At 41.8% G+C, this 25,892-nt stretch carries 30 protein-coding genes; 24 read left to right on the top strand and 6 right to left on the bottom strand.

From position 1 onward, the window contains the following. The first annotated feature begins 56 nt into the window (after window positions 1-56). Window positions 57-650: a lipoprotein heptaprenylglyceryl N-acetyltransferase LhaT gene (lhaT, locus tag BAE31_RS17755; protein ID WP_076841019.1), complete on the top strand. Its 594-nt coding sequence runs from the start codon at window positions 57-59 to the stop codon at window positions 648-650. A 65-nt stretch (window positions 651-715) separates the two neighbouring features. Further along, window positions 716-1,519 (top strand): sporulation protein YpjB, encoded by an 804-nt coding sequence (gene ypjB / locus BAE31_RS17760; RefSeq protein WP_076841020.1) that lies wholly within the window; start codon window positions 716-718, stop codon window positions 1,517-1,519. Window positions 1,520-1,549: 30 nt separating this feature from the next. Here ypjB and BAE31_RS17765 read toward each other — a convergent pair whose 3' ends face one another. Continuing rightward, window positions 1,550-2,422 (bottom strand): YitT family protein, encoded by an 873-nt coding sequence (locus tag BAE31_RS17765; RefSeq protein ID WP_024422789.1) that lies wholly within the window; start codon window positions 2,420-2,422, stop codon window positions 1,550-1,552. 137 nt (window positions 2,423-2,559) lie between these two features. Here BAE31_RS17765 and BAE31_RS17770 point away from each other — a divergent pair, with 137 nt between their 5' ends. The 17 genes from BAE31_RS17770 to BAE31_RS17850 all read left to right on the top strand — a co-directional run bounded on the left by BAE31_RS17770 (window position 2,560) and on the right by BAE31_RS17850 (window position 17,512). After that, window positions 2,560-2,895: a nucleotide pyrophosphohydrolase gene (locus BAE31_RS17770; RefSeq protein WP_024422788.1), complete on the top strand. Its 336-nt coding sequence runs from the start codon at window positions 2,560-2,562 to the stop codon at window positions 2,893-2,895. Window positions 2,896-2,900: 5 nt separating this feature from the next. Continuing rightward, window positions 2,901-3,704, top strand: coding sequence for a 4-hydroxy-tetrahydrodipicolinate reductase (gene dapB, locus BAE31_RS17775; RefSeq protein ID WP_034280443.1), 804 nt, complete (start codon window positions 2,901-2,903; stop codon window positions 3,702-3,704). A 17-nt stretch (window positions 3,705-3,721) separates the two neighbouring features. Beyond that, window positions 3,722-4,141, top strand: a complete 420-nt coding sequence (gene mgsA / locus BAE31_RS17780) for a methylglyoxal synthase (RefSeq protein ID WP_034280445.1) — start codon at window positions 3,722-3,724, stop codon at window positions 4,139-4,141. Next, window positions 4,128-4,832, top strand: a complete 705-nt coding sequence (gene bshB1 / locus BAE31_RS17785) for a bacillithiol biosynthesis deacetylase BshB1 (protein WP_024422785.1) — start codon at window positions 4,128-4,130, stop codon at window positions 4,830-4,832. Before mgsA ends, bshB1 begins: the two co-directional genes overlap by 14 nt. A 2-nt stretch (window positions 4,833-4,834) precedes the next feature. Beyond that, window positions 4,835-5,980 carry an N-acetyl-alpha-D-glucosaminyl L-malate synthase BshA gene (gene bshA, locus BAE31_RS17790; RefSeq protein WP_076841021.1) on the top strand — a complete coding sequence of 382 codons (1,146 nt, stop codon included), beginning with the start codon at window positions 4,835-4,837 and terminating at the stop codon, window positions 5,978-5,980. Beyond that, on the top strand, window positions 5,973-7,175 hold the full coding sequence (locus BAE31_RS17795) for a CCA tRNA nucleotidyltransferase (RefSeq protein WP_076841022.1): 1,203 nt from the start codon (window positions 5,973-5,975) through the stop codon (window positions 7,173-7,175). The genes bshA and BAE31_RS17795 overlap by 8 nt, the downstream gene beginning before the upstream one ends. Next, window positions 7,148-8,131, top strand: a complete 984-nt coding sequence (locus BAE31_RS17800) for a biotin--[acetyl-CoA-carboxylase] ligase (protein WP_076841023.1) — start codon at window positions 7,148-7,150, stop codon at window positions 8,129-8,131. The genes BAE31_RS17795 and BAE31_RS17800 overlap by 28 nt, the downstream gene beginning before the upstream one ends. A gap of 197 nt (window positions 8,132-8,328) precedes the next feature. Then, window positions 8,329-9,168, top strand: coding sequence for a 3-methyl-2-oxobutanoate hydroxymethyltransferase (panB, locus tag BAE31_RS17805; protein WP_024422781.1), 840 nt, complete (start codon window positions 8,329-8,331; stop codon window positions 9,166-9,168). Further along, on the top strand, window positions 9,165-10,031 hold the full coding sequence (panC, locus tag BAE31_RS17810; RefSeq protein WP_076841024.1) for a pantoate--beta-alanine ligase: 867 nt from the start codon (window positions 9,165-9,167) through the stop codon (window positions 10,029-10,031). Before panB ends, panC begins: the two co-directional genes overlap by 4 nt. Then, entirely contained in the window at window positions 10,024-10,407 is a 384-nt protein-coding gene (panD, locus tag BAE31_RS17815) for an aspartate 1-decarboxylase (protein ID WP_024422780.1), read from the top strand. The genes panC and panD overlap by 8 nt, the downstream gene beginning before the upstream one ends. Before the next feature lie 114 nt (window positions 10,408-10,521). After that, entirely contained in the window at window positions 10,522-13,314 is a 2,793-nt protein-coding gene (gene dinG, locus BAE31_RS17820; RefSeq protein ID WP_076841025.1) for an ATP-dependent DNA helicase DinG, read from the top strand. Window positions 13,315-13,446: 132 nt separating this feature from the next. Next, window positions 13,447-13,617 (top strand): YpmA family protein, encoded by a 171-nt coding sequence (locus BAE31_RS17825; RefSeq protein WP_065214698.1) that lies wholly within the window; start codon window positions 13,447-13,449, stop codon window positions 13,615-13,617. Window positions 13,618-13,629: 12 nt separating this feature from the next. Continuing rightward, on the top strand, window positions 13,630-14,115 hold the full coding sequence (tseB, locus tag BAE31_RS17830; protein ID WP_024422779.1) for a cell wall elongation/penicillin-binding protein regulator TseB: 486 nt from the start codon (window positions 13,630-13,632) through the stop codon (window positions 14,113-14,115). Window positions 14,116-14,229: 114 nt separating this feature from the next. Next, a complete protein-coding gene (gene asnS, locus BAE31_RS17835; RefSeq protein ID WP_139336401.1) occupies window positions 14,230-15,522 on the top strand; it encodes an asparagine--tRNA ligase in 1,293 nt (430 codons plus the stop codon). A gap of 99 nt (window positions 15,523-15,621) precedes the next feature. After that, entirely contained in the window at window positions 15,622-16,326 is a 705-nt protein-coding gene (locus BAE31_RS17840; protein ID WP_076841027.1) for a DnaD domain-containing protein, read from the top strand. Window positions 16,327-16,343: 17 nt separating this feature from the next. Beyond that, entirely contained in the window at window positions 16,344-17,006 is a 663-nt protein-coding gene (gene nth, locus BAE31_RS17845; RefSeq protein WP_076841028.1) for an endonuclease III, read from the top strand. Continuing rightward, window positions 17,003-17,512 carry a YpoC family protein gene (locus tag BAE31_RS17850; RefSeq protein ID WP_076841029.1) on the top strand — a complete coding sequence of 170 codons (510 nt, stop codon included), beginning with the start codon at window positions 17,003-17,005 and terminating at the stop codon, window positions 17,510-17,512. The genes nth and BAE31_RS17850 overlap by 4 nt, the downstream gene beginning before the upstream one ends. A 35-nt stretch (window positions 17,513-17,547) precedes the next feature. Here BAE31_RS17850 and BAE31_RS17855 read toward each other — a convergent pair whose 3' ends face one another. Together BAE31_RS17855 and recU are read right to left on the bottom strand one after the other, a co-directional pair. Next, a complete protein-coding gene (locus BAE31_RS17855; RefSeq protein ID WP_076841030.1) occupies window positions 17,548-20,262 on the bottom strand; it encodes a PBP1A family penicillin-binding protein in 2,715 nt (904 codons plus the stop codon). Window positions 20,263-20,281: 19 nt separating this feature from the next. Next, on the bottom strand, window positions 20,282-20,917 hold the full coding sequence (gene recU, locus BAE31_RS17860) for a Holliday junction resolvase RecU (protein ID WP_076841031.1): 636 nt from the start codon (window positions 20,915-20,917) through the stop codon (window positions 20,282-20,284). A gap of 46 nt (window positions 20,918-20,963) precedes the next feature. Here recU and BAE31_RS17865 point away from each other — a divergent pair, with 46 nt between their 5' ends. Beyond that, the gene (locus tag BAE31_RS17865) at window positions 20,964-21,920 is read left to right on the top strand and encodes a DUF2515 domain-containing protein (protein WP_041109590.1); all 957 of its coding nucleotides are present in this window, start codon (window positions 20,964-20,966) and stop codon (window positions 21,918-21,920) included. 24 nt (window positions 21,921-21,944) lie between these two features. Here the strand turns inward: BAE31_RS17865 and sspM are convergent, their stop codons facing one another. After that, window positions 21,945-22,049 carry an acid-soluble spore protein SspM gene (gene sspM / locus BAE31_RS17870; protein ID WP_024422772.1) on the bottom strand — a complete coding sequence of 35 codons (105 nt, stop codon included), beginning with the start codon at window positions 22,047-22,049 and terminating at the stop codon, window positions 21,945-21,947. A 197-nt stretch (window positions 22,050-22,246) separates the two neighbouring features. On the opposite strand from sspM, the gene BAE31_RS17875 reads away from it, so the two are divergent. From BAE31_RS17875 to BAE31_RS17885, 3 genes are all read left to right on the top strand, one after another. After that, a complete protein-coding gene (locus BAE31_RS17875) occupies window positions 22,247-22,480 on the top strand; it encodes a DUF5446 family protein (RefSeq protein WP_223251001.1) in 234 nt (77 codons plus the stop codon). Window positions 22,481-22,529: 49 nt separating this feature from the next. Then, window positions 22,530-22,910 carry a YppE family protein gene (locus tag BAE31_RS17880; protein ID WP_224426683.1) on the top strand — a complete coding sequence of 127 codons (381 nt, stop codon included), beginning with the start codon at window positions 22,530-22,532 and terminating at the stop codon, window positions 22,908-22,910. Between the two features lie 108 nt (window positions 22,911-23,018). Then, window positions 23,019-23,480 carry a YppG family protein gene (locus tag BAE31_RS17885; RefSeq protein ID WP_076841032.1) on the top strand — a complete coding sequence of 154 codons (462 nt, stop codon included), beginning with the start codon at window positions 23,019-23,021 and terminating at the stop codon, window positions 23,478-23,480. Between the two features lie 19 nt (window positions 23,481-23,499). Here BAE31_RS17885 and BAE31_RS17890 read toward each other — a convergent pair whose 3' ends face one another. Beyond that, window positions 23,500-23,919, bottom strand: coding sequence for an Hsp20/alpha crystallin family protein (locus BAE31_RS17890; protein WP_076841033.1), 420 nt, complete (start codon window positions 23,917-23,919; stop codon window positions 23,500-23,502). Window positions 23,920-24,088: 169 nt separating this feature from the next. Here BAE31_RS17890 and BAE31_RS17895 point away from each other — a divergent pair, with 169 nt between their 5' ends. Further along, the gene (locus BAE31_RS17895) at window positions 24,089-24,595 is read left to right on the top strand and encodes a PTS sugar transporter subunit IIA (protein WP_024422767.1); all 507 of its coding nucleotides are present in this window, start codon (window positions 24,089-24,091) and stop codon (window positions 24,593-24,595) included. A 53-nt stretch (window positions 24,596-24,648) separates the two neighbouring features. On the opposite strand, the gene BAE31_RS17900 is transcribed toward BAE31_RS17895, so the two are convergent. Next, window positions 24,649-25,767, bottom strand: a complete 1,119-nt coding sequence (locus BAE31_RS17900; protein ID WP_249895873.1) for an NADH-dependent flavin oxidoreductase — start codon at window positions 25,765-25,767, stop codon at window positions 24,649-24,651. Window positions 25,768-25,892 lie beyond the last annotated feature (125 nt).

Below are 25,892 nucleotides of genomic sequence, written 5' to 3' on the forward strand. Positions count from 1 at the left end.
AAAGCTGGCGCTGTCAGCTTTTTTCTGATTTTAACAGATCGTGAGTGAAGAGACATATGAGATGGATTCAATATTTGCTAGCGACGCGCTACATGCTTGTGCTGGTTCTTATCATCAATTTCCTTGGCACTGTGTACGGCTACTATTGGTATATTCCGCAGCTCGTAGAGACACCGGCTGTCTTTTTAGCTTTTGTACCAGACAGTCCAACGGCCAGCTTTTTCTTTTTATTTGTATTACTTGCGTTTTTGATGAAACGAAATGCTCCTTATTTTGAAGCACTTGCTCTTGTGACCTTGATTAAATATGGGTTATGGGCGGTAGGAATGAATATCTTTGTGCTTTTATCTATTGATGATTTTCCGTGGGAAGGATACATGCTGATTGGGTCTCACTTTGCGATGGCGGTTCAGGCTGTATTGTTTGCGCCATATTATCGTTTTCAAATGCGTCATCTCGTGGTAGCAGGCGTTTGGATCTTACATAATGATGTAATTGATTATGTATTTGGTATGATGCCCCGTTATTCTATGCTGTCTGCTTACTCAAACGAGATCGGCTACGTGACGTTTTGGCTAAGTATTGCGGTTCTTCTTGTTTCGTATTATCTCGTTCTATCGAAAAAATCGGTCAAGCTGGAACTCCCTTAACAATGTTGGTCTAACCTTGTCCTTTTCTTCATACGCTGTAAGGAGAAGGGCTAGGAGGGACTTGCATGAAACGAAAGCCAATCGCGATGATTCTATTATTTTTTCTCGTATTACAGCCAGCAGTTGCTAAAGGTGAGGAAACAGCTGCTAACACGCTGCAAGAATTAACGGAACTATCAGATTCCATCTTTCAATTAACGAGACAAGCTAAATATGATGAGGCGTTACAAGTCGCATTGTATGTTGAAAAGACATTTAAAGCTGAGAATTGGCGTGGAACTTTGACGAATACGCAGATTCGGCAAATTACACTTGGCTATCAAGATATGATAAAAGGGCTGCCGCAGGATGAATTGAATGAGCGCGAAAAGCTTCGTTATGCCTCTCAATTTAGAATGCTGCTTGATGCGATCCAGTCGGATTCTGAGCCTCTTTGGGGTTCGCTGGAGAAGCCCATTATGGGGTCTTTTCCTACTTTGAAAAAAGAAGTAAAAGATCCAGAATCGACAACATTTTATGAAACTTGGAATGAGCTTGTTTCTTTATACGATATGATCTATCCAAGTTTAACCATTGATATTTCGCCTGAAAAGCTCCAGACGATTAAGCAGCACATGGAAGTGATTGAGCAAGGTGAGTTTTTAAAAGCATCAAGTGGGACAAAGCTTGAACGTCTCACGAAGCTGGAAGAGGATTTATCGAGTGTGTTTGCTCACGTCGATGAAGATGAAGCTGATCCATCGCTTTTATGGGTCATCTTAACAACCGGGAGTATCATTTTATTAACGTTAACGTATGTTGGATTTCGGAAATATCGTGCTGAAAAAGAAAAGAAGCAAAAACGTCAGGCTGATTATCCTAAATCATAAAAAAAGAAGCCCAAAACTGGTGCTTCTTTTTTAATGTGGATTGAGCGGCTTTTTGTGTTCATCTAATGTAAAGCCTTCACCGAGTACATCATGCACGTCACTGACAGATACAAACGCATGAGGATCGACTGAGGTCACGACACTTTTAAGGTGGACAAGCTCGTTTTTCGGAACGACGCAATAAAGAACGTTGCGCTCCTGCTTCGTATAGGAACCGACCCCTTTTAAGATGGTGACACCGCGCTCCATTTCATCCGTGATTTTCTTTTGAATGATGTCATCTTTTTCAGAGATAATCATGGCGCCTTTGGCAGCGTAAGCGCCTTCTTGCATGAAGTCAATGACCTTCGCAGCAACAAACACTGCAACAAGTGTATACATTGCTTCTTTATAATTTAAGTAGGTCAGAGAGATGGTAATGACGCATGCGTCGAAGATGAACATTGTTCGTCCCATTGCCACCTGATAATGCTTGTTGATCAGTCTTGCAATGATGTCCACACCGCCTGTTGTACCGCCGAATTTAAAGATGATTCCGAGGCCTGTTCCGATAAATACACCTGCAAAGAGGGCGGCTAAGGCTAAATCGTGCTGGAGGGGCATATGTATTTGAAAGCGCTGGAAGATGGCAAGAAAGACAGAAAGACTCACTGTTCCTACAATTGTATAAGTAAACATCGTTCTGCCGAGCATTTTCCAGCCTATAAAAAAGATCGGAATGTTTAAGACAAGGTTTGAAATAGATGGGTCAATGTGAAATAGAAAATATAAAAGCAGTGTAATACCTGTAAATCCGCCTTCCGCCAAATTGTTCTGCATATTAAAATGAACAAGACCGAAAGAAAAAATCGCAGATCCTATTAAAATAAATACGATATTTTTAAGACGAATTTCTTTTAGCAAGAGACCACTCCTTTTTTTGCTTAGACAGCGATAATATTATATGGTATGGGAGAGAAACAAGCAAACTGAGTCTTAAACATTTGTCAAATATTTATGATTTCGCTAACATGTAAGAGATGGATAGGAGGAAGAGCTTCATGACGAAAGAAAAAACGCTGCGTCACGTGCAGCAAGAAGTAGATGATTACATAGGACAATTTAAAGAAGGCTATTTCAGCCCGCTTGCTATGATGGCCCGCCTGACAGAAGAATTAGGGGAGCTGGCAAGAGAGGTTAACCATTACTATGGAGAAAAGCCGAAAAAAACAACGGAAACAGAAAAAAGCATGGAAGAAGAAATTGGTGATGTTTTGTTTGTGTTAACATGCCTCGCTAATTCACTTGATATTTCACTAGAAGAAGCACATGATCGTGTGATGCATAAATTCAATACAAGAGATAAAGACCGCTGGACGAAAAAAGAAGGGAAGTAGAGACGATGACGAACGAAACCATCAAAGTAGTAATCGCTGGAGCAAGAGGAAGAATGGGGATAGAGGCTGTGAAGCTGGCGGAAGAAACAGGCCATTTTGAGCTGGTGGCAGCACTTGATCACACGCATGAAGGAAAAAAATTATCTGATGTGATTCATACGACATCTAATGCACCGATTTATACGGATATTGATGTATGTCTTTCAGAAACAGCACCAGATGTATTAATTGATCTGACAACACCAGAAATCGGGAAAGTACATACAAAAAAAGCACTTGAACATGGCGTGCGTCCAGTCGTAGGAACAACTGGATTTTCAGAAGATGACCTAAAAGAGCTTCAGCAATTAACAGAAGAAAAGGGCATAGGCTGTATTATTGCACCAAACTTTGCTGTCGGTGCGGTCTTAATGATGAAATTTGCCAAAATGGCAGCGAATTATTTTCCTGACGTTGAAATCATTGAGCTTCACCATGATAAAAAACTAGATGCCCCAAGCGGTACGGGCTTAAAAACGGCTGAAATGATTGCAGAAGTAAGAGAAAGCAAAAAGCAGGGACATCCAGAAGAGAAAGAATTGATCGAAGGGGCACGAGGAGCTGATTATGATGGTATCCGTCTGCACAGCGTGAGACTTCCTGGCATGATTGCACATCAAGAAGTACTGTTTGGAATGGACGGACAGACGCTCACCATTCGTCATGATTCTTATAACCGTGCATCCTTTATGTCAGGCGTGAAGCTTTCAGTAGAGCAGGTCATGCACATTGATCAGCTCGTTTATGGTTTAGAAAATATCATCGACTAATAAGGAGTGGATTCCTGATGAACATTGCTTTAATCGCTCATGATAAGAAAAAAAGTGACATGATTCAGTTTGCCACCGCGTACCGTGATATTTTGGCAGATCATACACTTTACGCAACAGGTACAACAGGCTTGAGAGTGAAAGAAGCGACGGGGCTTCCCATTCATCGTTTCCAATCAGGACCACTTGGGGGAGATCAGCAGATCGGTGCTTTAATTGCTGATAATGCAATGGATCTTGTGCTCTTTTTTAGAGACCCGCTAACTGCGCAGCCGCATGAACCGGATGTATCTGCACTCATCCGGCTTTGCGATGTGTATACCATTCCATTAGCCACCAATATGGGAACTGCTGAAATTTTAGTCAGGAATTTAAATAAAGGTACGTTTGATTTTCGAGATGTAGCAAAAAACGGAGGAACAAATGAAACGACTTGATATCCTTGCATTCGGTGCCCATAGCGATGATGTAGAGATCGGAATGGGCGGAACGATTGCAAAATACGTAAAAAAAGGGGCGCGCGTCGGGATTTGCGACTTGACCCAGGCCGAATTATCTTCAAATGGAACAGTAGAGAGCCGCAAAGAAGAAGCAAAAGCCGCCGCCGCTATTTTAGGTGTCAGAGCGAGAATCCAGCTCACACTGCCAGATAGAGGGCTGTATCTAAATGATGAAGCGATGAAGGAAATTGCGGGCGTGATTCGAACTTACAAACCGAAACTGATTTTCGCTCCGTACCACCAAGATCGGCATCCAGATCATGGCCATGCGGGCTCACTTGTAGAAGAGGCCGCTTTTTCTGCAGGTATACATAAATTTGAAGATTCATACAAGCAGCCAGCGCATAAAATAAGCCAAATGTATTATTACATGATTAATGGGCACCATCGTCCAGATTTTGTGATCGATATTTCTGAGGAAATGCACCAAAAAATTGATAGCTTGCATGCGTATAAAAGCCAATTTGTTAAATCGGCAAACTCAGTAGAGACGCCTCTTGTGAACGGTTATATTGATTTTGTCAAAATGAGAGAGTCTATGTATGGAAGAGAAGTCAACAAAGCTTATGCAGAAGGGTTTATCACAAAGAAACCACTTTTGTTGGACGATGACTTACTTGGGGGGTAATTATGAAAAAACTGAAGGTCGGAATTACTTGTTATCCAAGTGTCGGCGGCTCAGGCATTATAGCCACGGAGCTTGGAAAACGTTTAGCTGAAAAAGGGCACGATGTTCATTTCATTACCTCTAGCATTCCGTTTAGGCTTAATAAAGTATATCCGAATATTTACTTTCATGAGGTGGATGTGAATCAATATGCAGTTTTTCAATATCCGCCTTATGACCTTGCGCTGGCAAGTAAATTGGCAGAAGTCGCAAAACGAGAAAAGCTTGATATTATTCACGCGCATTATGCAGTCCCGCACGCTGTCTGTGCGTTCTTAGCCAAACAAATGACTGGACACTCTGTGAAAGTCGTTACGACGCTTCATGGAACGGATATTACGGTTTTAGGCTATGATCCATCATTAAAGGAAGTGATCCGGTTCGCCATCGAATCATCGGACCGCGTAACAGCGGTGTCGCATTCATTAGCTGCGCAGACATACGATCTCATCAAACCTGATAAAAAGATTGATACGATTCATAATTTTGTTGATGAACGGGTGTATTTGCGTGAAGATCACGATTTGCTAAAGACACATTATGGTCTTTTACCGAACGAAAAGGTCATCATCCATGTTTCAAACTTTCGAAAGGTGAAACGGGTGCATGATGTGATTCATGTGTTTCAAAAGATTGCTGAACAGGTGCAGGCAAAGCTGCTGCTCATTGGTGATGGTCCTGAGAAATCGGTTGTATGCGAACTCGTGAAAAAATTAGGACTAACAGACCGAGTATTGTTTTTAGGCAAGCAAGAGAAGGTTGAGGAGCTATATTCAATAAGTGATTTGAAGCTGCTTCTTTCAGAGAAGGAGAGCTTTGGGCTTGTGCTTCTTGAAGCAATGGCGTGCGGTGTCCCTTGTATCGGTACGGATGTCGGCGGTATTCCAGAGGTCATTACACATGGAGAAACGGGGTTTCTTGTCTCGCTCGGCGATATAGACGGAGCAGCAAAGCACGCAGTGTCTCTGCTGAAAGACGAAGCGCTTCATGAAAAAGTGTCAGCGGCAGCTCAGTCTAGTGTTCAGGCTCATTTCTCCTCTGATAAGATTGTGAGTGAATATGAGAAGCTTTACCTAGAATTGATCGAAGGTGATGATGAAGATGAATGAACCATTCACACATGCGATCCCTATATTACATACACTGCACGAACATGGGCATCAGGCTTACTTTGTCGGCGGAGCGGTGAGAGATGTTCTATTAGGACGGGAAATCGGTGATATCGATATTGCGACAGATGCAACACCTGATAAGGTTGAGTCTTTATTTGAAAAAACAGTAGATGTCGGTAAGGAGCATGGCACTGTCATTGTGTTGCATGATGGTGTCAGCTATGAGGTCACGACGTTTCGAACGGAATCAGAATATGAAGATTTTCGCAGACCGAAAGAAGTGGCGTTTATCACGTCGCTTAAGGAAGATCTTTTAAGAAGAGATTTAACGATTAATGCGATGGCCATGGATATAAATGGGGAAATTATTGATCATGTAGGTGGTAAACAGGATATTAAGCGGAAACGAATTCAAACTGTTGGAGATCCTGCGTGCCGCTTTCAAGAAGATGCGCTTCGCATGATGAGAGCTGTCCGTTTTTTAAGCCAGCTTGGCTTTGAACTCGCTGATGAAACGGCTGAAGCTATGAAAAAGGATAAGCATCTGCTTGCCAACATATCAGTTGAGCGCAAAAAGATTGAAATGGAGAAGCTTTTAAAAGGCCGTCATTGTGAGCAGGCCATTCAAGTACTCATTTCAACCAAATTACATGAAGAATTGCCAGGTCTCAAAGAGGAGCGTCTTCATGAATCCTTTCAAGCCTTTCCATATTACTTACTGGATGGACTAGAAGAGGTATGGGGGGCTTGCATCCATTTGCTCGGCCTAGATGAAGCGGAGGCTGCGGCCTTCTTAAAAGAATGGAAGCTGTCAACCAAGCTTTTGAAAGAAGCAGTAGCCATTAGTAAATACGTTGATTGTGACTGGGATGCGGAAAACATGTTTGAAGCTGGTGAACACGTGCTCTTATCTAGTTTGAAGATCACACAGCTAAAACATGAGCGCCGCATTTTCTTTGATGAGCTGGAGGCAGCGAAGCGTTCTTATGATGCACTGCCGATTAAAAAGCTCCAAGACCTCGCTGTTTCAGGAAAAGATTTAATGGCATTTCGGCAAAAGTCGTCTGGGAAATGGATTGCAGAGGAGCTCAATTTTGTGAAAAAAGCCGTTTTGCAAAACCGTTTAGAAAACCGAAAAGAAGCCATAGAGGAGTGGCTTAAAGCATGCGATCCGCAATTAGAAAACGATTAATTGAACTATTTACAGCATCCAGCCAGGATTTTGTCTCAAGTCAGCAGATTTGTGATGAACTTGGCTGCTCCCGAACAGCTGTGTGGAAGCATATGGAGGACTTGCGAAAAGAGGGGTATGAGGTAGAAGCAGTTAGAAGAAAAGGATACCGTCTGCTTCGTAAACCGGACAAAATTAGTGAGGACGAAATTCTGTTTGGTCTGGAAACAGAGAGCTTCGGCAGGCATATTTACTTTCAGAAAGAAGTCGCTTCAACTCAGCTGATTGCCCATGATCTTGTCAATGAAGGTGCGCCCCACGGCACAATCGTTGTCAGTGATCATCAGACAAACGGAAAAGGGCGTCTTCAAAGAACGTGGCATTCACCATACGGGACAGGCATTTGGATGAGTCTTATTCTCCGGCCTGAGATCCCGCTGCATAAAGCGCCGCAAATGACGCTTTTGGCATCTGTAGCCATCGCAGAAGCGATTGCGCAGCAAACGGGACTCAATCCATCTATTAAATGGCCAAACGATATTTTGTTGAATGGAAAAAAGGTCGTTGGCATTCTGACGGAATTAAAAGCAGAAGCTGACCAGGTTCATGCGGTCATCATTGGGCCGGGCATTAATGTGAACCAAACAGCTGATGACTTCCCAGATGAACTAAAGGATGTCGCCACAAGTCTGCGAATGGAACTGAATGAAAAAGTGGATCGGGCTGCACTCATACAACAGATGATGTCCACTTTTGAGAAAAGGTATGACGATTACATGAAGCAAGGATTTGCGCCGATTAAACAATTATGGGAATCGTTTGCGATGACGATCGGTCAACATATTGTTGCCCGCACCGTCAATGGGCAATATACGGGGAAGGCGCTTGGCATCAATGAAGAAGGTGTGTTATTGCTTGAAACGGAGGACGGTATCCAAAAAATCTACTCCGCAGACATTGAGATCAAGTCAACTTGAGTGGAACACCCGGCACATTTTTGATATACTTCGTGTGGGCAGTATCTGCAAAGAACTGTACCTGTTAGGAAGAAAAATTCGATAAATTTCTGCCTTGATCCTAAGGGACTTGGACAGAGGGATGATTCGCCGCACATGAGAAATCAAAGCATGTGATGTGAGGCAAGCCATCTCCTCTCCAGAATGAGGAGGAACAAATGAAGACAAAGCTAGATTTTTTCAAAATGAAAGAACAAAACGAACCTATTGTGATGCTGACCGCATACGACTATCCAGCTGCAAAGCAAGCGGAAAAAGCGGAAGTCGACATGATCTTAGTTGGTGATTCACTTGGGATGGTTGTACTTGGACTAGATTCCACAGTTCAAGTCACGATGGATGACATGATCCATCACACAAAAGCAGTGAAAAGAGGCGCAAAGGACACATTTGTTGTGACTGATATGCCATTTATGTCTTACCATTATTCGTTAGAAGAAACAATGAAAAATGCAGCACGCATCATGCAAGAAAGTGGTGCCGATGCCCTAAAGCTAGAAGGCGGAGATGGAGTATTTGAATCCATTCAAGCTCTAACAAGAGGCGGAATTCCTGTCGTCAGTCATTTAGGCCTCACACCTCAATCAGTTGGTGTACTTGGCGGGTATAAAGTGCAAGGAAAAGACCACGAAAGTGCTCAAAAGTTGATTGAAGACAGCTTGAAATGTGAGGAAGCCGGTGCAATCGCTCTTGTGCTGGAATGCGTACCTGGCGAACTGACAAAACGAATTACCGATATGCTGAAGATTCCTGTGATCGGAATTGGTGCAGGAGCTGAGGCAGACGGACAAGTTCTCGTTTACCATGATGTGGTAGGATACGGGGTATCTAGAACACCTAAGTTTGTGAAACAATACGCGCAAATTGATACTGTTTTAGAAGAAGCGCTCATTCAATATACGAAAGAAGTAAAAGCACGCACATTTCCAGAGGACATGCACACGTTTCATATCAAAGAAGAAGTCCTTGATGGCTTATATGGGGGAATCAAAAAATGAACGTTGTCTCCCATATTCACGAGCTAAAAGAATTAATCAAGCAGCATCAAGAAAACCAGCATTCAATCGGCTTTGTCCCAACGATGGGCTTTCTTCATGAAGGACATCTGACGCTTGCGAAAGAGGCAAGAGGACAAAATGACATTGTCGTGATGAGTATTTTTGTCAATCCGTTGCAATTCGGACCAAATGAAGACTTTGAATCCTATCCAAGGGATATGGAAAGAGACCAGCGTCTTGCAGAAGCAGCAGGGGTGGATATTTTATTTACACCTGATGTGAAGGAAATGTACCAAAATGAACCATCTATTACGATGACGGTTCAAAAGCGGACGGATGTCTTATGCGGAAAAAAACGTCCAGGACATTTTGACGGCGTTGTCACTGTGCTCACAAAGCTGTTTCATCTTGTGTCACCAACAAATGTCTACTTTGGACTAAAGGATGCACAGCAAGTCGCTGTGATCGATGCGATGATCAAGGATTTCTTTTTTGATCTTCACCTTGTATCTGTACCAACAGTCAGAGAAGAAGACGGCTTAGCGAAAAGCTCAAGAAATGTGTACTTGTCAGAAAAAGAAAGACAAGAAGCACCCGCTTTATACCGCGCATTAAAAAAAGGCCGGTCAGCTGTTGAAAAGGGTGAACGTGATGTCAGTCGTGTATATCAGCTGATTGAAGAGGAACTTGTTCAGACGTGCGGAGAAATTGATTATATTGAGATTTACTCATATCCAGAACTTGAGCCGCTGGAGCAATTGGCAGGTCAAGTCATTATGGCGGTTGCGGTGAAATTTTCACGGGCAAGACTGATTGATAATGTGATTTTCCATGTTCCTGAAAGCGGTGAAAAACATGTATAGAACCTTTATGACATCTAAGCTTCATAAAGCAACGGTAACAGAAGCAAACTTACATTATGTAGGAAGTATCACAATTGACGAAGATTTACTTGATGCGGCAGGTATGATGGCAAATGAGAAAGTACAAATTGTCAATAATCATAATGGCGCGAGACTTGAAACATATATTATTCCCGGCGAAAGAAAGAGCGGTGTCATTTGTCTAAATGGTGCGGCGGCGAGACTCGTTCAGCCAGGGGATGAAGTCATTATTATCGCTTATGGGATGCTGTCAGAAGAAGAAGCTAAGACACATACACCAAAAGTGGTCGTGTTAAATAAACAAAATCAAATTGAACAAATGATTGGGCAAGAGCCTGCGAGAACGATTTTATAACGCAGGCTCCGTGGAAACAGAACAGTTTCAGGAAGAGAGGCTGTTCTGTTTCATCTATTTTGTCCAGAGCGTGTTTCACTTCAGGGTGAAACGAGGAATTGAGGTGTCCATTTTATGACCGATCAAAGGTTTGTTGTCGTTGATATTGAAACCACCGGAAATTCACCTAAAAAGGGTGATAAAATCATTCAAATAGCTGCGGTGGTCATTGAAAATGGACAAATTGTCGAACGGTATTCAAAATATGTGAACCCGGGAAAAGCAATCCCTGGATTTATTGAACAGCTGACAGGCATTCAGCAGCACATGGTTGACGATGCGGTGTTTTTTGAGGACATTGCCCAAGAGGTATATGATCTCATACAGGGTGCTTATTTTGTTGCGCACAATGTTCATTTTGACTTGAATTTTTTAAATGATGAACTAAAAGCATGCGGGAAACATGAGCTGGATGTGCTAGCAATTGATACAGTTGAGATCTCTAGAATTCTTTATCCTGAGCTTGAAGGTTATAAGCTCACTGAATTAAGTGAAGAGCTCATGCTTCCACATGACCACCCGCATAGGGCGGATAGTGATGCGGAAGTTACTGCCATGTTATTTTTAACTTTATTACATCAATTAAAACTTACACCGAAAAATGTGCTGAAGCAGCTGCGCAGATTATCCTCTTATCTCCTAAGTGATATAGGACTTTTAATTAAGCAGCTTGAAACGAGCCATGCTAGCCTGGAAGATTCTTTGGTGGAAGTCGGCTCTTTTGCTGTAAAAGATGTCACCAATCCTATCAGTAGGGCGACACATTCAGTAGGTGAAGATGATGAACAGCTGTTTGAGGAGATCAAAAAGAAGCTTCCGCAAACGGTAGAAGGCTATGAGGTAAGAGAAGGCCAGCTTACGATGATGAATAAAGTGAGAGACGTGTTTCATGAAAGAGCCTATGCATTAATTGAAGCGGCACCGGGTATTGGGAAAACGCTCGCTTACCTCATCCCAGCTGCTCTAGAAGCGAGGAAATCAGGAAAACCTGTCATTATTAGTACATATTCCATACTTTTGCAGCAGCAAATGCTTCAGCGCGATGTGCCGATGTTGAATCAATTGCTCCCGTTTGAGCCTGCTGCCTGTGTATTTAAAGGCCGGGCGCATTATATTTGTTTAGATAAGTTTGAGCATGTGCTTCATGAGGAAGATGATAACTATGATGTCGTCTTAACGAAGGCGCAAATTTTAATGTGGCTCCTTGTAACAGAAACAGGTGATTTATCTGAACTGAATTTACCGTCAGGAGCTGCCAATATAAAAGACCGCATTTCCTGTGTGCATATGCCGTTTACATCGAAAAAGCGCCGTTTTAAAGAGTATTGCTTTTATGAGCGCGCCAAAAAAAGGGCAAAAACAGCTGATTTAATTTTAACGAATCATCGTCTGCTCTTATCACAAACGGAGGCATCGTCTATCTTTCAGCATGCTGACGTATATGTGATAGACGAAGCCCATCAATTTGAGAAAACAGCAAATGAAACACTAGGGGATAGTGCGTCTTATATCCAGCTTCACGCGAAATTAACGCAGCTTGGCTCCTTGCAAGGCGGACTGTTAAAGAAACTGAAAAAGAGATTTCATCATGCAGGGTTACAGACAGACACCTTTATTGAAATGGATGAGTATCTCAATCAGCTTCAAATGGAAAGTGACGCTTTCTTTAGCACCGTCCATTCATTTGTGAAAAGGACAAAACCAAAAGCCGACATCAATCGTCTCATTCATAGAGTACGTCATCATTCAAAGCATGCTCAGTGGAAACGGATTAAAGAAACGGCAAGTAAGCTTTGTTCCTTGTTAATTGCTTGTGAGAAGCTGTATGAACAGCAAAAAAGTGAGCTTCTTCAAAAAAGTGATCAGCTGACAGGACACTTTGCCTTTGAAGCAGAGGAATACGACCAAGTCATGTCGTTTATGCATACTTTTTGCAGTACACTGTACCGATTTATCTTTGAACCGAAAAACGATGAAACGGTTTGGATTGAAATTGATGCAAAAGGTGCCAAAAACGCAGTCTTTATGCATGCACAGCCGTTAGATACTGGGGAGCTTTTGGCTGATCGTTTCTTTATGAACAAAAAGAGTGTTGTCCTCACATCAGGGACACTCACCATCAATCACCGCTTTGATTATTGCTTGGAACGGTTTGGCCTGCAAGATTTTTACCCTCATCTTGTGCAAATTGATTCACCTTTCGAACTTGAAAAACAGCTTAAGGTCATTGTTCCAGCAGACATGCCGCCGATTACGAACCGTGATGAACGAGATTATGTAAAGCAGGCTGCGCAATATATTAAGGTTATGGAAAAGCAGCAGCATGCAAAAATATTGGTTTTGTTTAATTCACATGAGATGTTAAAAGCAGTCTATGAAGAGCTAAAAACAGAAGGGATGCAGTCAGCCCTTTTTGCTCAAGGTCTGACAGGCGGAAGCCCCGTAAAATTAACGAAAATGTTCAAATTAGCAAAACAGGCCATTTTACTTGGTACGGGTAGTTTTTGGGAAGGTGTTGATTTTCCGGGCTCAGAGCTGACAACAGTCATCATGGCACGTCTTCCGTTCAGGCCGCCTGATTCTCCGCTCATTGAAGCCAAATGTGATGCAGCTAAAAAACAAGGGAAAAATCCGTTTAAAGCCGTCGCTTTACCAGAAGCTGTGTTAACCTTTAAGCAAGGAGCTGGACGCTTGCTGCGCTCTGAAAAAGACATAGGCACATTGCTAATTTTAGACCGCCGAGTGAAAACAGCTTCATATGGAAAACTATTTTTAGAATCACTCCCTCATGCGCCGGTTCACGAGATGTCAAAAGAGTCACTTGAGGCGTATATAGAAAACCTTAACAACGAAAAGCCGCTGTCATAAGCGGCCTTTAGCTGGTGTGGGTTTGGAGTTAATTTATCGTAACGGCTTTTTGTGTTCCGTTGTAAAAATAGTATCGGTTCCTGTGCAGAAAAGTATGTCTAACAATATTTACGTACCGAGGAGGAATTAGAAGTGGAAAGTAAAATAGAGGTACTTTCAACTGTTCAAATTAAGCATTCAGAAGACCTATACAAAATCGTTGACTTATTGAACAGAACGCTTAAAAGAGAAGATCTCATGTTTGGATTAGCATTAGATCAAGAAGACCAAAATCAAGCGGTATTTACGATATATCGCACATAGGGGAAGCTTGACATGAAAAAAATAGTCTGGATTATTTCATCTGTAGTGGCTCTCGTTCTGCTTATTGGCATCATCAGCTTTACGTGGATTTATCAAATTGCCATGGGACAAAGAGAACAAGGGCATGAAGCAGCGATCGAACGAGCAAAAGAACAAGCAAACATCGTACAAGTGGAGCAAGTGGAAACCTTTGTCGGGAAAGAAAAACAATTTATTGTTGAAGGGAAAAACAAACAGAATGAAACGACCTACGTTTGGGTTCCTGCCAGCAAAAAAGAAAAAGTGATCGCAAAAAAAGCAAAAGAAGGCATTACCTCGAATCAAGCAGTACAAGCCGTTCAAAAGGAGAACACGGTCTCTAAGCTAAAAGAAGTCAAATTAGCAAGAGAAGGTGACGTACTTCTTTGGGAAGTGACATACTTAAATGAAAACAATCAATATAGCTTCAGCTATGTCGACTTCTCGACAGGACACGTCGAAAAAAATTTAACACCGTAGTTTCTCCTGTCTTGCGTTGACCATGCTGATTTAGAACGGTTATAATAAAATGTATGAAAAAAGATTCACACCTGTCTAAAGGTGAGTTTCTTTCTGGCTTTGGAGGGAATTATGTTGAAAACAACGATTAATCAAGTGTTCAAACACGTCGATCAAGAAGTAACCATCGGCGCATGGATTGCCAATAAACGTTCAAGCGGAAAAATTGCATTTTTGCAGCTGCGTGACGGGACAGGCTTTATTCAAGGAGTCATAGTAAAAGCAGAAGTGGAAGAGGAAGTCTTTAAGCTTGCGAAATCAGTCACTCAAGAAACATCTGTCTATGTGACAGGTCAAGTGACAAAAGATGAGCGTTCACCGCTAGGTTTTGAATTGCAAGTGAAATCCATTGAAGTGATTCATGAAGCGACAGATTATCCAATTACACCAAAAGAGCACGGAACAGAATTCTTAATGGATCACCGTCATTTATGGCTTCGTTCTAAAAAACAGCATGCCATTATGAAAATCCGTAACGAAATTATTCGTGCTACATATGAATACTTCCATCAAGAAGGTTTCGTGAAAGTAGATCCGCCAATTTTAACTGGAAGTGCACCTGAAGGCACAACGGAACTGTTTGCTACGAAATATTTTGATGAAGATGCATACCTTTCTCAAAGCGGCCAGCTTTACATGGAAGCTGCAGCAATGGCACTCGGAAAAGTATTCTCATTTGGCCCAACATTTAGAGCTGAAAAATCTAAAACAAAACGTCATTTAATTGAGTTTTGGATGATTGAGCCTGAGATGGCTTTTGTCGAATTCAATGAAAACCTTGAGTATCAAGAAAATTATGTGTCTCATGTTGTTCAAAGTGTACTTGAAAACTGTAAAGTTGAGCTGCATACATTAGGCCGTGATACAGCTAAATTAGAAAACATCAAAGCACCATTCCCGCGCATCACTTACGATGAAGCGATTAAATTCTTGCAGGAAAAAGGCTTTGATGATATCGAATGGGGAGATGACTTCGGCGCGCCTCACGAAACTGCGATCGCCGAAAGCTATGATAAACCAGTGTTTATTACTCATTACCCAACATCATTAAAACCGTTTTATATGCAGCCAGCACCGGATCGTGAAGATGTTGTCCTTTGTGCAGACTTGATTGCACCAGAAGGCTACGGAGAGATTATTGGCGGTTCTGAGCGTGTTCATGATTTAGAGCTTCTTGAAGCAAGATTGAAAGAACATGGGCTTGATCAGGAAACTTACAAATGGTATACAGAATTAAGACAATACGGTTCTGTACCGCATTCAGGTTTTGGTCTTGGACTTGAACGTACAGTTGCTTGGATTAGCGGAGCGCCGCATGTGCGTGAAACCATTCCTTTCCCAAGATTATTAAACCGTTTATACCCTTAAGACGTGAAAGCCTCCAACAAATGGAGGCTTTTTCAAACGTCTTTTTAGAGAGGCACGTGAAATAAAACGTGATATACTTAAAGTGAAGAGGTGTATCCGATGAATAGGCAGCAATTTATTAATATGCAGCAAATGGGGTCGACAAGTTTGCCTAATTTGCTGATTGCTCATTATGAGCAGTTAGGACTGAATGAATCACAGATGATGGTGATGCTCAAGATTAAAATGAATGAAGAACAAGGCGTTTTCTTTCAAACATTTGAAGAGCTTTCTCATGGCATGACCATTTCAGCGGAAGAGTGCGCGTATATGGTTCAGCATCTGATTCAAAAAGGGTTTATCTCGATTCAGCCATTTGAAGACAGGTCTGGTATTCAGCATGACCGCTATTCAGTAGAACCTTTATGGGGCGTACTGTATGACTTTTTAGAAGCAAAACAGGCGAAAGAAGCGCAAAAACATCATGTGCAGGCTGAAAAATCTTTATATGCTTTATTTGAAGATGAATTCGGCAGACCGCTGTCACCTCTTGAAGGAGAAACACTTTCGATCTGGATGGATCAAGACCATCATGATGCTGAGATGATTCGGCTAGCACTAAGAGAAGCCGTTTTATCAGGGAAATTAAATTTCCGTTATATTGATCGAATTTTATTTGAGTGGAAAAAGAAAGGGCTGAAAACAGCGAAAGAAGCAAAAGAACATAGCCAGCATTTCCGTTCTCAGCAGAAAACGCCACCTTCAAACGAAGAGACGTCTACTTATAAACGACAAGTTCCTTTTTATAATTGGCTGGAACAATAACCAATAAAGGAGAAGGCATGTTATCAAAAAAACAAATCAATGAGTGTTTAGATATTATAGGAGATATGTTTCCAGAGGCTGAGTGTGAGCTTGTTCATGCCAACCCATTTGAGCTTGTGATTGCTGTTGCGCTCTCTGCTCAATGTACGGACGTGCTTGTAAACAAGGTCACCAAAACGTTATTTCAAAAATATAAAACACCAGAAGACTATTTAAGTGTACCGCTTGAAGAACTGCAGCAAGATATTCGCTCGATTGGTCTTTATCGAAATAAGGCTAAAAACATTCAAAAGTTGAGCAAAATGCTGATTGAAGAATATTGCGGTGAAGTACCAAAGGACCGGGATGAGCTTGTTAAGCTTCCTGGGGTTGGCCGGAAAACAGCAAATGTCGTCGTTTCGGTCGCTTTTGGTGTACCGGCAATAGCAGTAGATACACACGTAGAACGAGTCAGTAAGCGTCTAGGCATCTGCCGCTGGAAGGATTCTGTGCTTGAAGTAGAGCAAACCTTGATGAAAAAGGTGCCAAAAGAAGATTGGTCTGTGACGCATCACCGTCTGATCTTTTTTGGGAGATATCATTGTAAGGCGCAGCGGCCGCAGTGCGAATCGTGTCCACTTCTTGATATGTGCAGAGAAGGGCAGAAGAGGCTGAAAAAAGGATTGGTGAAGCTGGCATGAGCGGGGCAGCTGTTTTCACCTCATATGTCGAAAAGCTAAAAGAAAAAAAGGTAGAGATTAAAGGTGATCGAGTAGCTATACTGAGAGCCAATCCGCTCATATATGATCTATCTTCAGAACCTTTAACAGACGAGCTTCCATGGCAGGAAACTGAAGAATTTGTTCCTGTGATGTTTGAGCTGTGGGACGAATTAAAAGAAAAAATGCTTCCTCGTTTCCAAACAAGAAAATCCCGCTGTGAAGAAGATGATATGCTGCAAGGAATCGTCAGTATGATTGCGATGTTTTACTGGATCAAAGGGGAGAGTGTCCAAACGTTTGAATGGGAACATATCAAGCAAGAGACATTTCCTGTTGCTCCGATTAATTGGACGGAACGTTTAGAGTTCATTTTGCTAAAACCAACTCAATATCACTGTTTTATTCAATTGGACGAGCTATACATGGAATTAAAAAAGCAGTATGGAAAATTTGAAGCACTTAAGAAAATCAGACAGCAGCGTTAAAAAAGCACTTGCCATAGGAGGCAAGTGCTTTTTCATTATTCATCTTCTTTTCGAGAAGTAGCATTTGATTGCGAATTGGAACTTTGAGAGTTGGCTTTCTCATCATCTTTCTTTTTATCTTTATTATCAGTTTGCGAGTTGCTGTTCCCATTTGTACTGTCTGAGCCATCATCTGAAGAACCATTATTTCCGTTCTCTGTATTTCCGCCTTGGTCCTGATCTTTATTTTGATCTTGATCTTTTTTGTCATCAGGCTTTTGCTCATCAGTGCCAGGGGGCTGATTTTTGTTATCGTCTGTTTGGTCTGTCTGCTCGTCGTCAGGCTGCTGCGGTTCTTCTTCTTCTTTATTCTCATCATCCGCTTTTTCTTCCTCATCTGCGTCATCCTTAATGGTGAGGAAGGTAGAAGCCGCTTTACTTGTGACATCATCTACAGTGGCTGTCACTTGGAATTTATATGTGGAGCCAGGCTTCACATCAGAGATGACCGCTTCTTTAGCAGAGCTGTTTTGAATCTCTTTATAGCCGCCATTATCAACCGCTTGCTTGACATTAAATGTAGCATCAGCGTCGTCAGAATAGCCCCAAGTCAGTGTGATGGATTTTTTCTCTTCATCATACACCGCTTTTAAATCAGAAGGCTTATCGGCTTCTTTTTTCTCGTATGTGTCAGACACTTTTGTTGGAACCGTTCCTTTAACAAAGTATTCTGTTGTCTTCTTGTCACTTGGTGTATTCGGTCCGGCTAATTTCGCTGGATCCGATCCTTTTTCAACCGTTGCTTCAACGACACTGTCTGGTTTTTCAAACGATCCGCTTCCATCATCAATTTGAGAGATTAATCGCTGGAAGACGACTTTGGCAACACGCTGCTCGTAATCATTCAGCCATATTTTGCCGTCTGCATCTTTTGAATTACCGATTCCAGTCCAAACGGCCGCTGTATATTGCGGCGTATAACCGACAAACCACGAATCTTTCGCACCGCCAGAAGGAATATTGTGTTTATTAATATCATCTTGTGTAAAGTTCGTTGTACCTGTTTTACCAGCTACTTGAACGTTCGGTACTTGTGCAAGTGTACCAGTTCCAGATTGGACAGCAGTTTTCAGCATATCTGTAATCATAAATGCTGTGTAATCACTCATTGCTGCTTTTGAGTCCGGCGTAAGGTCAAGCTTTGTCCCGTCATTAAATTCAACAGATGTGACAGCGTGCGGTTCATTATAGTATCCGTTATTGCCGAACGCACTAAATGCACCTGCCATTTTTAATGAAGACACACCATCTTCAAATCCACCAATTGAATAAGATTCTGGAATATCAGAAGGTAAGTCCATGCCTAAATTATTAGCAAATTGAGCGGCATTGGCTGAACCAGCTTCTTGGAATGCTTTAAGTGCAGGGATGTTACGCGATTGTGCCAAAGCGCTTCTCATCGACATTTTACCTAAATGTCTTCTGTCAAAGTTGTTAATCGGTGTACCATCCGAGTACGTATACGGTGCATCATCAATTTGCTGATATGTTGACCATTTTTTGTTTTCAATGACTGGCCCGTAGTCTAAGATCGGTTTGATTGTGGACCCTGGCTGGCGTTTTGCATCCGTCGCATAGTTAAAGCCGCCGGCTGGAACATCACGTCCACCGCCAATGGCGCGTATTTCACCATTTTTCGTATCAAGCAGGGTGACACCCGCCTGCATCCCTTTCGTAAATCCAACTGAATCTCCATTGATGATATCATCTAAGTGATCCTGTGCTTTTCGATCAAGTGATGTATAGATTTTTAATCCATCAGTTGATGCATCCACTTTGGCTTTTTTCTGTACTTCTTCCATCACTTCTTCAATGTAGGCAGAGTACTTACTAGAGTTTTGGCTCTTATATTTACTAGCTGAAACAACTGTCTTACTGACAGGGGTTGCTTTTGCAACGTCATATTCTTTTTCTGAAATGTAGCCTTGTTTTTTCATAAGGCTTAAAACGATATTACGGCGTTTTTCCGCTGCCTCGGGATGTTTCACTGGGTTATAGGCAGAAGGACTCTGCGGCATACCTGCAAGTGTGGCAGCCTGTGCAACGGTTAGTTTATTTAAATCTGTCACTCCAAAAAATTGTTCAGCTGCTTTTCCAACACCATAAGCATAAGGAGAGAAGAAAATACGGTTTAAATACATTTCTAAAATTTCATCTTTAGAGTATTTTTGCTCAAGCTGAATCGAGAGCCATACTTCCTGTACTTTCCGTTTTAACGTCTTTTGATTGCTTAGGAGGGAGTTTTTCACAACCTGCTGTGTAATTGTACTTCCGCCTTCAGCACCAAAGCCGTCCTCAACGTTTGCGACAAGTGCACCGCCGATACGGATTGGATCAATCCCGTGGTGCTTATAAAAACGTGCATCCTCAGTCGCAATAAACGCGTCTTTTACCACATCGGGTATATCTTTTATCGAGACATATGTTCTTTTTTCTGCACCAACTTCTGCAAACACTTTCTTGTCTTTATCATAAAGCTTTGAAGAGTATGGTGTTTTAAGCTTACTATCATCAATAGAAGGAGCGCTTGATGCAAAAACGGCAAAAGTTGTGATTCCGGCAACTAAACAAAGTAGACCGATCACGAGTAAAGATAAAAATATTTTTTTAAATAGACCTGCTTTCTTTTTGCCTTTTTTGTTCTTTTGCTTCTTATTGTTTTCTTGACTTGCTTTACGTCGCTGTTCACGACTTGTAAATTGATCAGACATCACATCTCAACCTTTCGTGTTAAACCTTTTTCGAACGTAATTGCTGCTTGCTCTCATCCGAAAAATGAAGTGTCTCCACTACTTTAATATAATCAATTCTTGGCGAATATCCAAGTGTCATTATGTGGCCAGCTTCCATTAATTCGTCTTTGCTAATGGATTTACGGCCGTTTTTCTTCTGCCGCTCCCAGAAGTAAAAGAGATCTGAAGCGGGCAAATAATAAACGGAGCCAAAAGCGGATATAATAACGAAACAAATGCCGTCTTGCTTTTCAACCTGTTTCATATGCTCAATTTGATGGTCGTGGAAATTTTTGAGCGGAAACGAGGTAGTGCTTTTGGTTTCCTTTGCTTCAAAATCGATATAGCGGCCTTTGTACACCCCGTTATAGTCTGTTGTGGATGATTGTTTAAAATAGGCTTCTTTAATGACAGCAGCACTTCTTTTTGGATAATCCACATTCACAATTTGAACTGGGGTAGGCTTTTTATGAATGACTGCGATCCCGTTGACCAAATAGTATTGGTTTGTTTCATTTAAATCAGCCTCAAGCGTCATCCCGCGGTTACTATAAGAGGATTCGCCGCTGATTCTTTTTTTTGTCCCAATTTGTTGAATGGGCTGATACGATTTTCCGTTTGGATACCGAATCATCAAGTTTCAGCCTCCTTTTAATGCATTTTGTATTGGAGAGATCACCATGTTGTCCCAAGAAGAGCACATCATCACTCAGCAAATTTTGCGTGAAACGAAAGCAAAAAATAAAGACAACCTGACGAGGACAAATGCTTACAAGCGCTTTTATGACCGGCATCCAGAGATGAAATGGTCGCTGCTCGCTTCCTTTGTCTCGAGAAATGCTGGGTGGTCCATGACGGATTTAAAGGGCGAGCTCTTCCATCCAGGTTTAACGGATCAGCAGGGGCACCTTTTTTTCACAGCATATGAAAGAGCGAATTGGCTGATCTTTTCGGATGCTTACCCTCAGCTTCTTTTGTATGAATGGTCTAAAAGGTGCAGTAAACCTTTGTTTCATCTGCTGCCTTATTTCTCCGTGTCTCGTTTTATGAGCGCTGAGTGGGAACGTTTCTGGCTAAAGCGTGACACAGAGCGTCTGCTTTATGCACTCATCATAAATGAACAATATACTATACAATCTCCTATTATACAAAATCCTCTTCTGAAAAAGAATGTTTTTCACTCGATTCAATATCTTTTCAGCGAGTGGGGACATTTCCAAACCGTTGTTTTTCCAACGGTGGACGGGCATTTGTACGGTTTAACCATACGGAAGTTTTCCAATGTAAAGGAACGCATTACATTAGGTAAAAAACTAGCGAAACTATTATTTCGAGCCGATTTGTTTTCGGATTTTTATCATTTTTTGCATACCGTTCCGCATACAGGGTCTCGGTTTGATTTTGAGCCGTTTTTAGGGATCGCTAGAAGGTCAACACCTTTTCTTCGGACGGTTTATCCGGTGATGACACATTCATTAGACGATCTAAGGGAAGATTGGTTTCAAAAGAAATTGAGTCCATCTTTATTTGAGGCAGAGCCGCTGCCAAAGCAGATTGATCTGACCGACTGGTATTTTCATAAAAAAAGACAGCTTCGTTTTCTTTTCTCATTAGAGCACTATTTTTTGCATAAATAAAAAGCAGGGGGTGCCTGCTTTTTTTTACGTTGATGGACGATTAGGACCGCCGAGCTTTTTATCCAGCTGATCTGGACTGTTTTCTTTCCCTTTTGGCTTTTGCTCTTTTGGTGCTGGCTGCTTTTTCATGAAATCTACCTCCTTTTGTCCTTAGAATTTACACAATCGGACGCAATCATACAAAGAAGGACAAGCATCTGTCGAAAAGGAAGAAATAGCGCTCATCTACACTTAGATTGGCGATTTGCTTCTAGTTTTGTCATGTGTGAAGGAGGGGGAGAAAGAAAAGAGAATGTAACGAGAGACAATAAAGGAGGAATCTGATGATGAGCGAATTTGTATCAAAAGAATCCATTATGCAGTTGTTAGAGGAAATCGAGCGGAAAATTGATGCGGTGGAGGAAGAGCTGTCTCTTGCTGTGAAGCAGACGAAACGTGCAGCGATAGAAGAGCAAGAACAAATAATTGACCGGCTTGAATCAGAAGTAAAGGACTGTGAAGTGAAGCTTCATGCAGCCGAGTATAAACTGGCAGCAAGACCGGCATATCACGCCGGATAGCTTTTCTATTTGAGCAATAGGTAAACGTTTGATAGGATGGTTCATAGAGGTGAACACTTTGGATAATCAAACATTACTTGAACATACACAAAACTTGAGAATATGGATCGAAGAAGCGTATGAGCAGTACCAAAAGGGAAAGGCTGAAGAGGAGTACCCATCGTATGATTTTTATACGGATATTCAGCCGGCCGTTGTTACATTTGATCAGAAAATGGAGGAGTGGCTCACCGCTGCGATCTCGTTTATTGAGCAGGCCAAACCTAGATATTTACACCAAGAACAGCTTGAAGCCGTAAAAGAAAATGGTAAAGAGGTTGTCCTGCAATCTTATTTTGGTAAACAGCACGCGCCCCGTGTGAAAAATTTAGTTGAGTCAGTGGTTTACACTCTGAACCTTTTAATAGAAGAAATCAAAAAGCGCAGCTAAAGACATGATGCTGCGTTTTTCTTATGGCTTCTTTAGGCACATCTTCTGCTCTTGGTCATAATATATGAGTGACATCAATATGTGTTGAGAGCGAGAGGAGCGAGATAAATGTTCCCTTATTCAAACCAGCAGCCTTATGAATTCAATCAATTCAAGCAAAGGCCTTTTCCGTATTCAGAGATGCAGCAGCAGCCTCCGCAGCCTCCAGACTATTTCATGCCGCCGTATCAAGGTGGAGGGGGAATGAATCAGGCACCATCTACTGTTTATCAGCCCCCTTATGGATACCAAGAAAACGTGCCGCCTTTAAAGCCGCCCGAAGCGATGAATCCACCCCAAATGCAGCCGCCTCCAGGCATGATGCCCATGCAGCCGCCTATGAACCCTTATCCATTGCCAAGGCCGCAAAAACAGCAGCCATCTCAATTTAAAAGTGTGCTGTCACAATTCAAAAAGTCAAATGGGCAATACGATTTTAACAAAATGTTTGATACAGCTGGCCAAATGATGAGTACAATGAATCAAGTAGGCTCATTGGCGAAAGGATTTACAAGCATTTTTAAAGCATAGCTAAACCCAATAGATTGAACTATTGGGTTGTTTGCTTTGGCGCAGACACATGAAGCGATTGATCTTTCCACACACTCTTCATTTTTGTCTCATCTATTTTTGCCGGCATTAAAATGGTTTTAGTAAAGCTTGAATACGAAGAAGTCGTATCCGTTTTGATTTTTTCCTGCACTGATAAGTGTAAATATTGGGCTTTTACTTCTAGCGCAATGTCTCCTTCGACAAAATGGTCTGGAAAATGAATCTCGATATACACATTTTGTTCATCCTCTGTCACATCGGTCGTAATGGATGCAAGTGAATGCGATGTGGTCATGAGTGCCTCTGCACTATTTAATATCTCGTGAAACGGGGAGGATGCAAAAAATTGTTCAATCGCTTCATATAGCATATCTTCATTTGCCAGCATTTCATGTTTTTTTTCGCCTTCATGTTTCATCTGAATCACCTCTCATCTACAGCCTATGCAGAGGGGGCTCAGGCGGTTATCAATTGATGAGAGGAAAAAATTATGATTAAATAGTGTTGAATGAAGCAAGGTGTATGGGCGTAAAGTTTCATACACGAAATAGATGTAGGAAGCAAAGCTTGAAGGGAGCAAATTGACATTGCTGAAAAAATTATTCGGTTTCGGAAAAAACCAAGATGATGTAAAGGAAGAAGTCATTTATTCTCCAGTTGATGGAGAGTTAATGGATATGACTGATGTACCAGATCCAGTCTTTTCTCAAAAGATGATGGGAGACGGCGTAGCAGTAAAACCAAAAAGTGGGACGATTGTGTCACCAGTAGAGGGTGAAATCATTCAGCTCTTCCATACAAAACATGCAATTGGCATTCGAACACTCTCGGGGCTTGAGCTTCTGATTCATATCGGACTTGAAACAGTTGGGTTAAATGGTGAAGGATTTGAAGCGCACATGAAAGAAGGGGATAAGGTGAAAATCGGGGATCCTCTTATTACGTGTGATTTAGAACTGATTGAAGAGAAAGCGTCAAGTACAGTGACACCGATTGTGATTATGAATGGTGACCTTATCGAACGACTTGATAAAGAACCAAAAGGCTCTGTAGAAAAGCAGACGTCCAAGCTCTTTACAGTGAAAATGAAATAGTTCATGAAAAAAACTACCCATTGATAGGGTAGTTTTTTATTGAGGTGAGGACATTAATCCTCCATCGGAACCCAGCCTTGACTCGCTTCCATGACAGACCACAATCCTTCTGGAATGAGATACTTGTCTTTTTGGCTGCGTTTAATGACGGTTTCAATTTCTTGTTCTCTGCCTTCTTTAATTTTCTTTGCCCAATCTGGGTCGACGATCAGCTCTCGTGCGACAGCGATGAGTGGAATTCCTTGATTGTAAGCATGGAGTGCATCTTCAGCTGTAATGACGCTGCCTACTCCAATAAGCGGAAGAGCATCGCCGCAGCGTTCTTTTAGCAGTTCCATACGTGTTTTATTAGAATCTGCGCCTCGTCTTGCTTTAGAGCCAATCTCCATTAAAGAGATATGCAAATAATCGAGGCTTTTTGTTTTGAGAACATCCACTAATGTAAACGTCTCTGTCATTGTTAAACCAGGTGTTTCTGGTTCTTCAGGAGATAATCGGTATCCAAAGATAAACGGTTTAGCCGCATGTTCTTTAATGGCCTCTTTAACTGCATCTACAACAGCAATAGGGAAAGCTAGACGTTTCTCTTCATTTCCTCCCCATTGATCTGTACGCTGATTGCTATGCGGTGAGTAAAATTGCTGTAATAAATAACCGTTTGCTCCGTGGATTTCCACACCGTCAAACCCTGCTTGAACCGCTCGTCTTGTCGCTTCTTTAAAGGAGTCGATAATATGCGTAATTTCCTCTTCTTTTAAAGCGCGTGCAATTTGTTTTCCATCTTTAAACACATCACTTGGCGCAACCACATCACCGTTTGGAACTAAATGAGGGAGGGCCTGAGAGCCGCCGTGATGAATTTGAATAATGGCTTTTGTTCCTTTTGCCTGGATAGCTGCAGCCAGTTTTTTCAGGCCTGGTATATCTTCATCTCTTGCGATAGAAGGCTGTCCTTCAAATGCCTTCCCATCTGGAGTCACATTCGCACATGCTGTAATCACCATGCCCATTTCACTTGATCTAGCTGTAATGAAGTCAATTTCGTCTTTTGAAATGGTGCCGTCGTCATGAGAACCAAAGTGTGTCATTGGAGCAACCACTAACCGGCCATCAATAGAGGCGCCTCCTGGAAACGTAAATGGTTCAAACAAAGGCTTAAATTCGTTTTTCAATCTGATCATCTTCTTCCTTGATAAAATCATTTCACTTTAGAAGTGTAATAGATATTGTTACAACAGTTCAAAGTATTTGCTCATAAGTCTGCATCAAAAAATTGCCGCCTAGTCATGCAAACAAA

The sequence above is a fragment of the Bacillus sp. I-2 genome (genome assembly GCF_001974945.1).
In the GTDB taxonomy this organism is placed as follows: domain Bacteria; phylum Bacillota; class Bacilli; order Bacillales; family Bacillaceae; genus Bacillus; species Bacillus safensis.

Coding starts and splice junctions, on each gene's coding strand:
- lhaT (WP_076841019.1), top strand. CDS start 57: ATGAGATGGATTCAATATTTGCTAGCGACGCGCTACATGCTTGTGCTG.
- ypjB (WP_076841020.1), top strand. CDS start 716: ATGAAACGAAAGCCAATCGCGATGATTCTATTATTTTTTCTCGTATTA.
- BAE31_RS17770 (WP_024422788.1), top strand. CDS start 2,560: ATGACGAAAGAAAAAACGCTGCGTCACGTGCAGCAAGAAGTAGATGAT.
- dapB (WP_034280443.1), top strand. CDS start 2,901: ATGACGAACGAAACCATCAAAGTAGTAATCGCTGGAGCAAGAGGAAGA.
- mgsA (WP_034280445.1), top strand. CDS start 3,722: ATGAACATTGCTTTAATCGCTCATGATAAGAAAAAAAGTGACATGATT.
- bshB1 (WP_024422785.1), top strand. CDS start 4,128: ATGAAACGACTTGATATCCTTGCATTCGGTGCCCATAGCGATGATGTA.
- bshA (WP_076841021.1), top strand. CDS start 4,835: ATGAAAAAACTGAAGGTCGGAATTACTTGTTATCCAAGTGTCGGCGGC.
- BAE31_RS17795 (WP_076841022.1), top strand. CDS start 5,973: ATGAATGAACCATTCACACATGCGATCCCTATATTACATACACTGCAC.
- BAE31_RS17800 (WP_076841023.1), top strand. CDS start 7,148: ATGCGATCCGCAATTAGAAAACGATTAATTGAACTATTTACAGCATCC.
- panB (WP_024422781.1), top strand. CDS start 8,329: ATGAAGACAAAGCTAGATTTTTTCAAAATGAAAGAACAAAACGAACCT.
- panC (WP_076841024.1), top strand. CDS start 9,165: ATGAACGTTGTCTCCCATATTCACGAGCTAAAAGAATTAATCAAGCAG.
- panD (WP_024422780.1), top strand. CDS start 10,024: ATGTATAGAACCTTTATGACATCTAAGCTTCATAAAGCAACGGTAACA.
- dinG (WP_076841025.1), top strand. CDS start 10,522: ATGACCGATCAAAGGTTTGTTGTCGTTGATATTGAAACCACCGGAAAT.
- tseB (WP_024422779.1), top strand. CDS start 13,630: ATGAAAAAAATAGTCTGGATTATTTCATCTGTAGTGGCTCTCGTTCTG.
- BAE31_RS17840 (WP_076841027.1), top strand. CDS start 15,622: ATGAATAGGCAGCAATTTATTAATATGCAGCAAATGGGGTCGACAAGT.
- nth (WP_076841028.1), top strand. CDS start 16,344: ATGTTATCAAAAAAACAAATCAATGAGTGTTTAGATATTATAGGAGAT.
- BAE31_RS17850 (WP_076841029.1), top strand. CDS start 17,003: ATGAGCGGGGCAGCTGTTTTCACCTCATATGTCGAAAAGCTAAAAGAA.
- BAE31_RS17855 (WP_076841030.1), bottom strand. CDS start 20,262: ATGTCTGATCAATTTACAAGTCGTGAACAGCGACGTAAAGCAAGTCAA.
- recU (WP_076841031.1), bottom strand. CDS start 20,917: ATGATTCGGTATCCAAACGGAAAATCGTATCAGCCCATTCAACAAATT.
- BAE31_RS17865 (WP_041109590.1), top strand. CDS start 20,964: ATGTTGTCCCAAGAAGAGCACATCATCACTCAGCAAATTTTGCGTGAA.
- sspM (WP_024422772.1), bottom strand. CDS start 22,049: ATGAAAAAGCAGCCAGCACCAAAAGAGCAAAAGCCAAAAGGGAAAGAA.
- BAE31_RS17875 (WP_223251001.1), top strand. CDS start 22,247: ATGAGCGAATTTGTATCAAAAGAATCCATTATGCAGTTGTTAGAGGAA.
- BAE31_RS17885 (WP_076841032.1), top strand. CDS start 23,019: ATGTTCCCTTATTCAAACCAGCAGCCTTATGAATTCAATCAATTCAAG.
- BAE31_RS17890 (WP_076841033.1), bottom strand. CDS start 23,919: ATGAAACATGAAGGCGAAAAAAAACATGAAATGCTGGCAAATGAAGAT.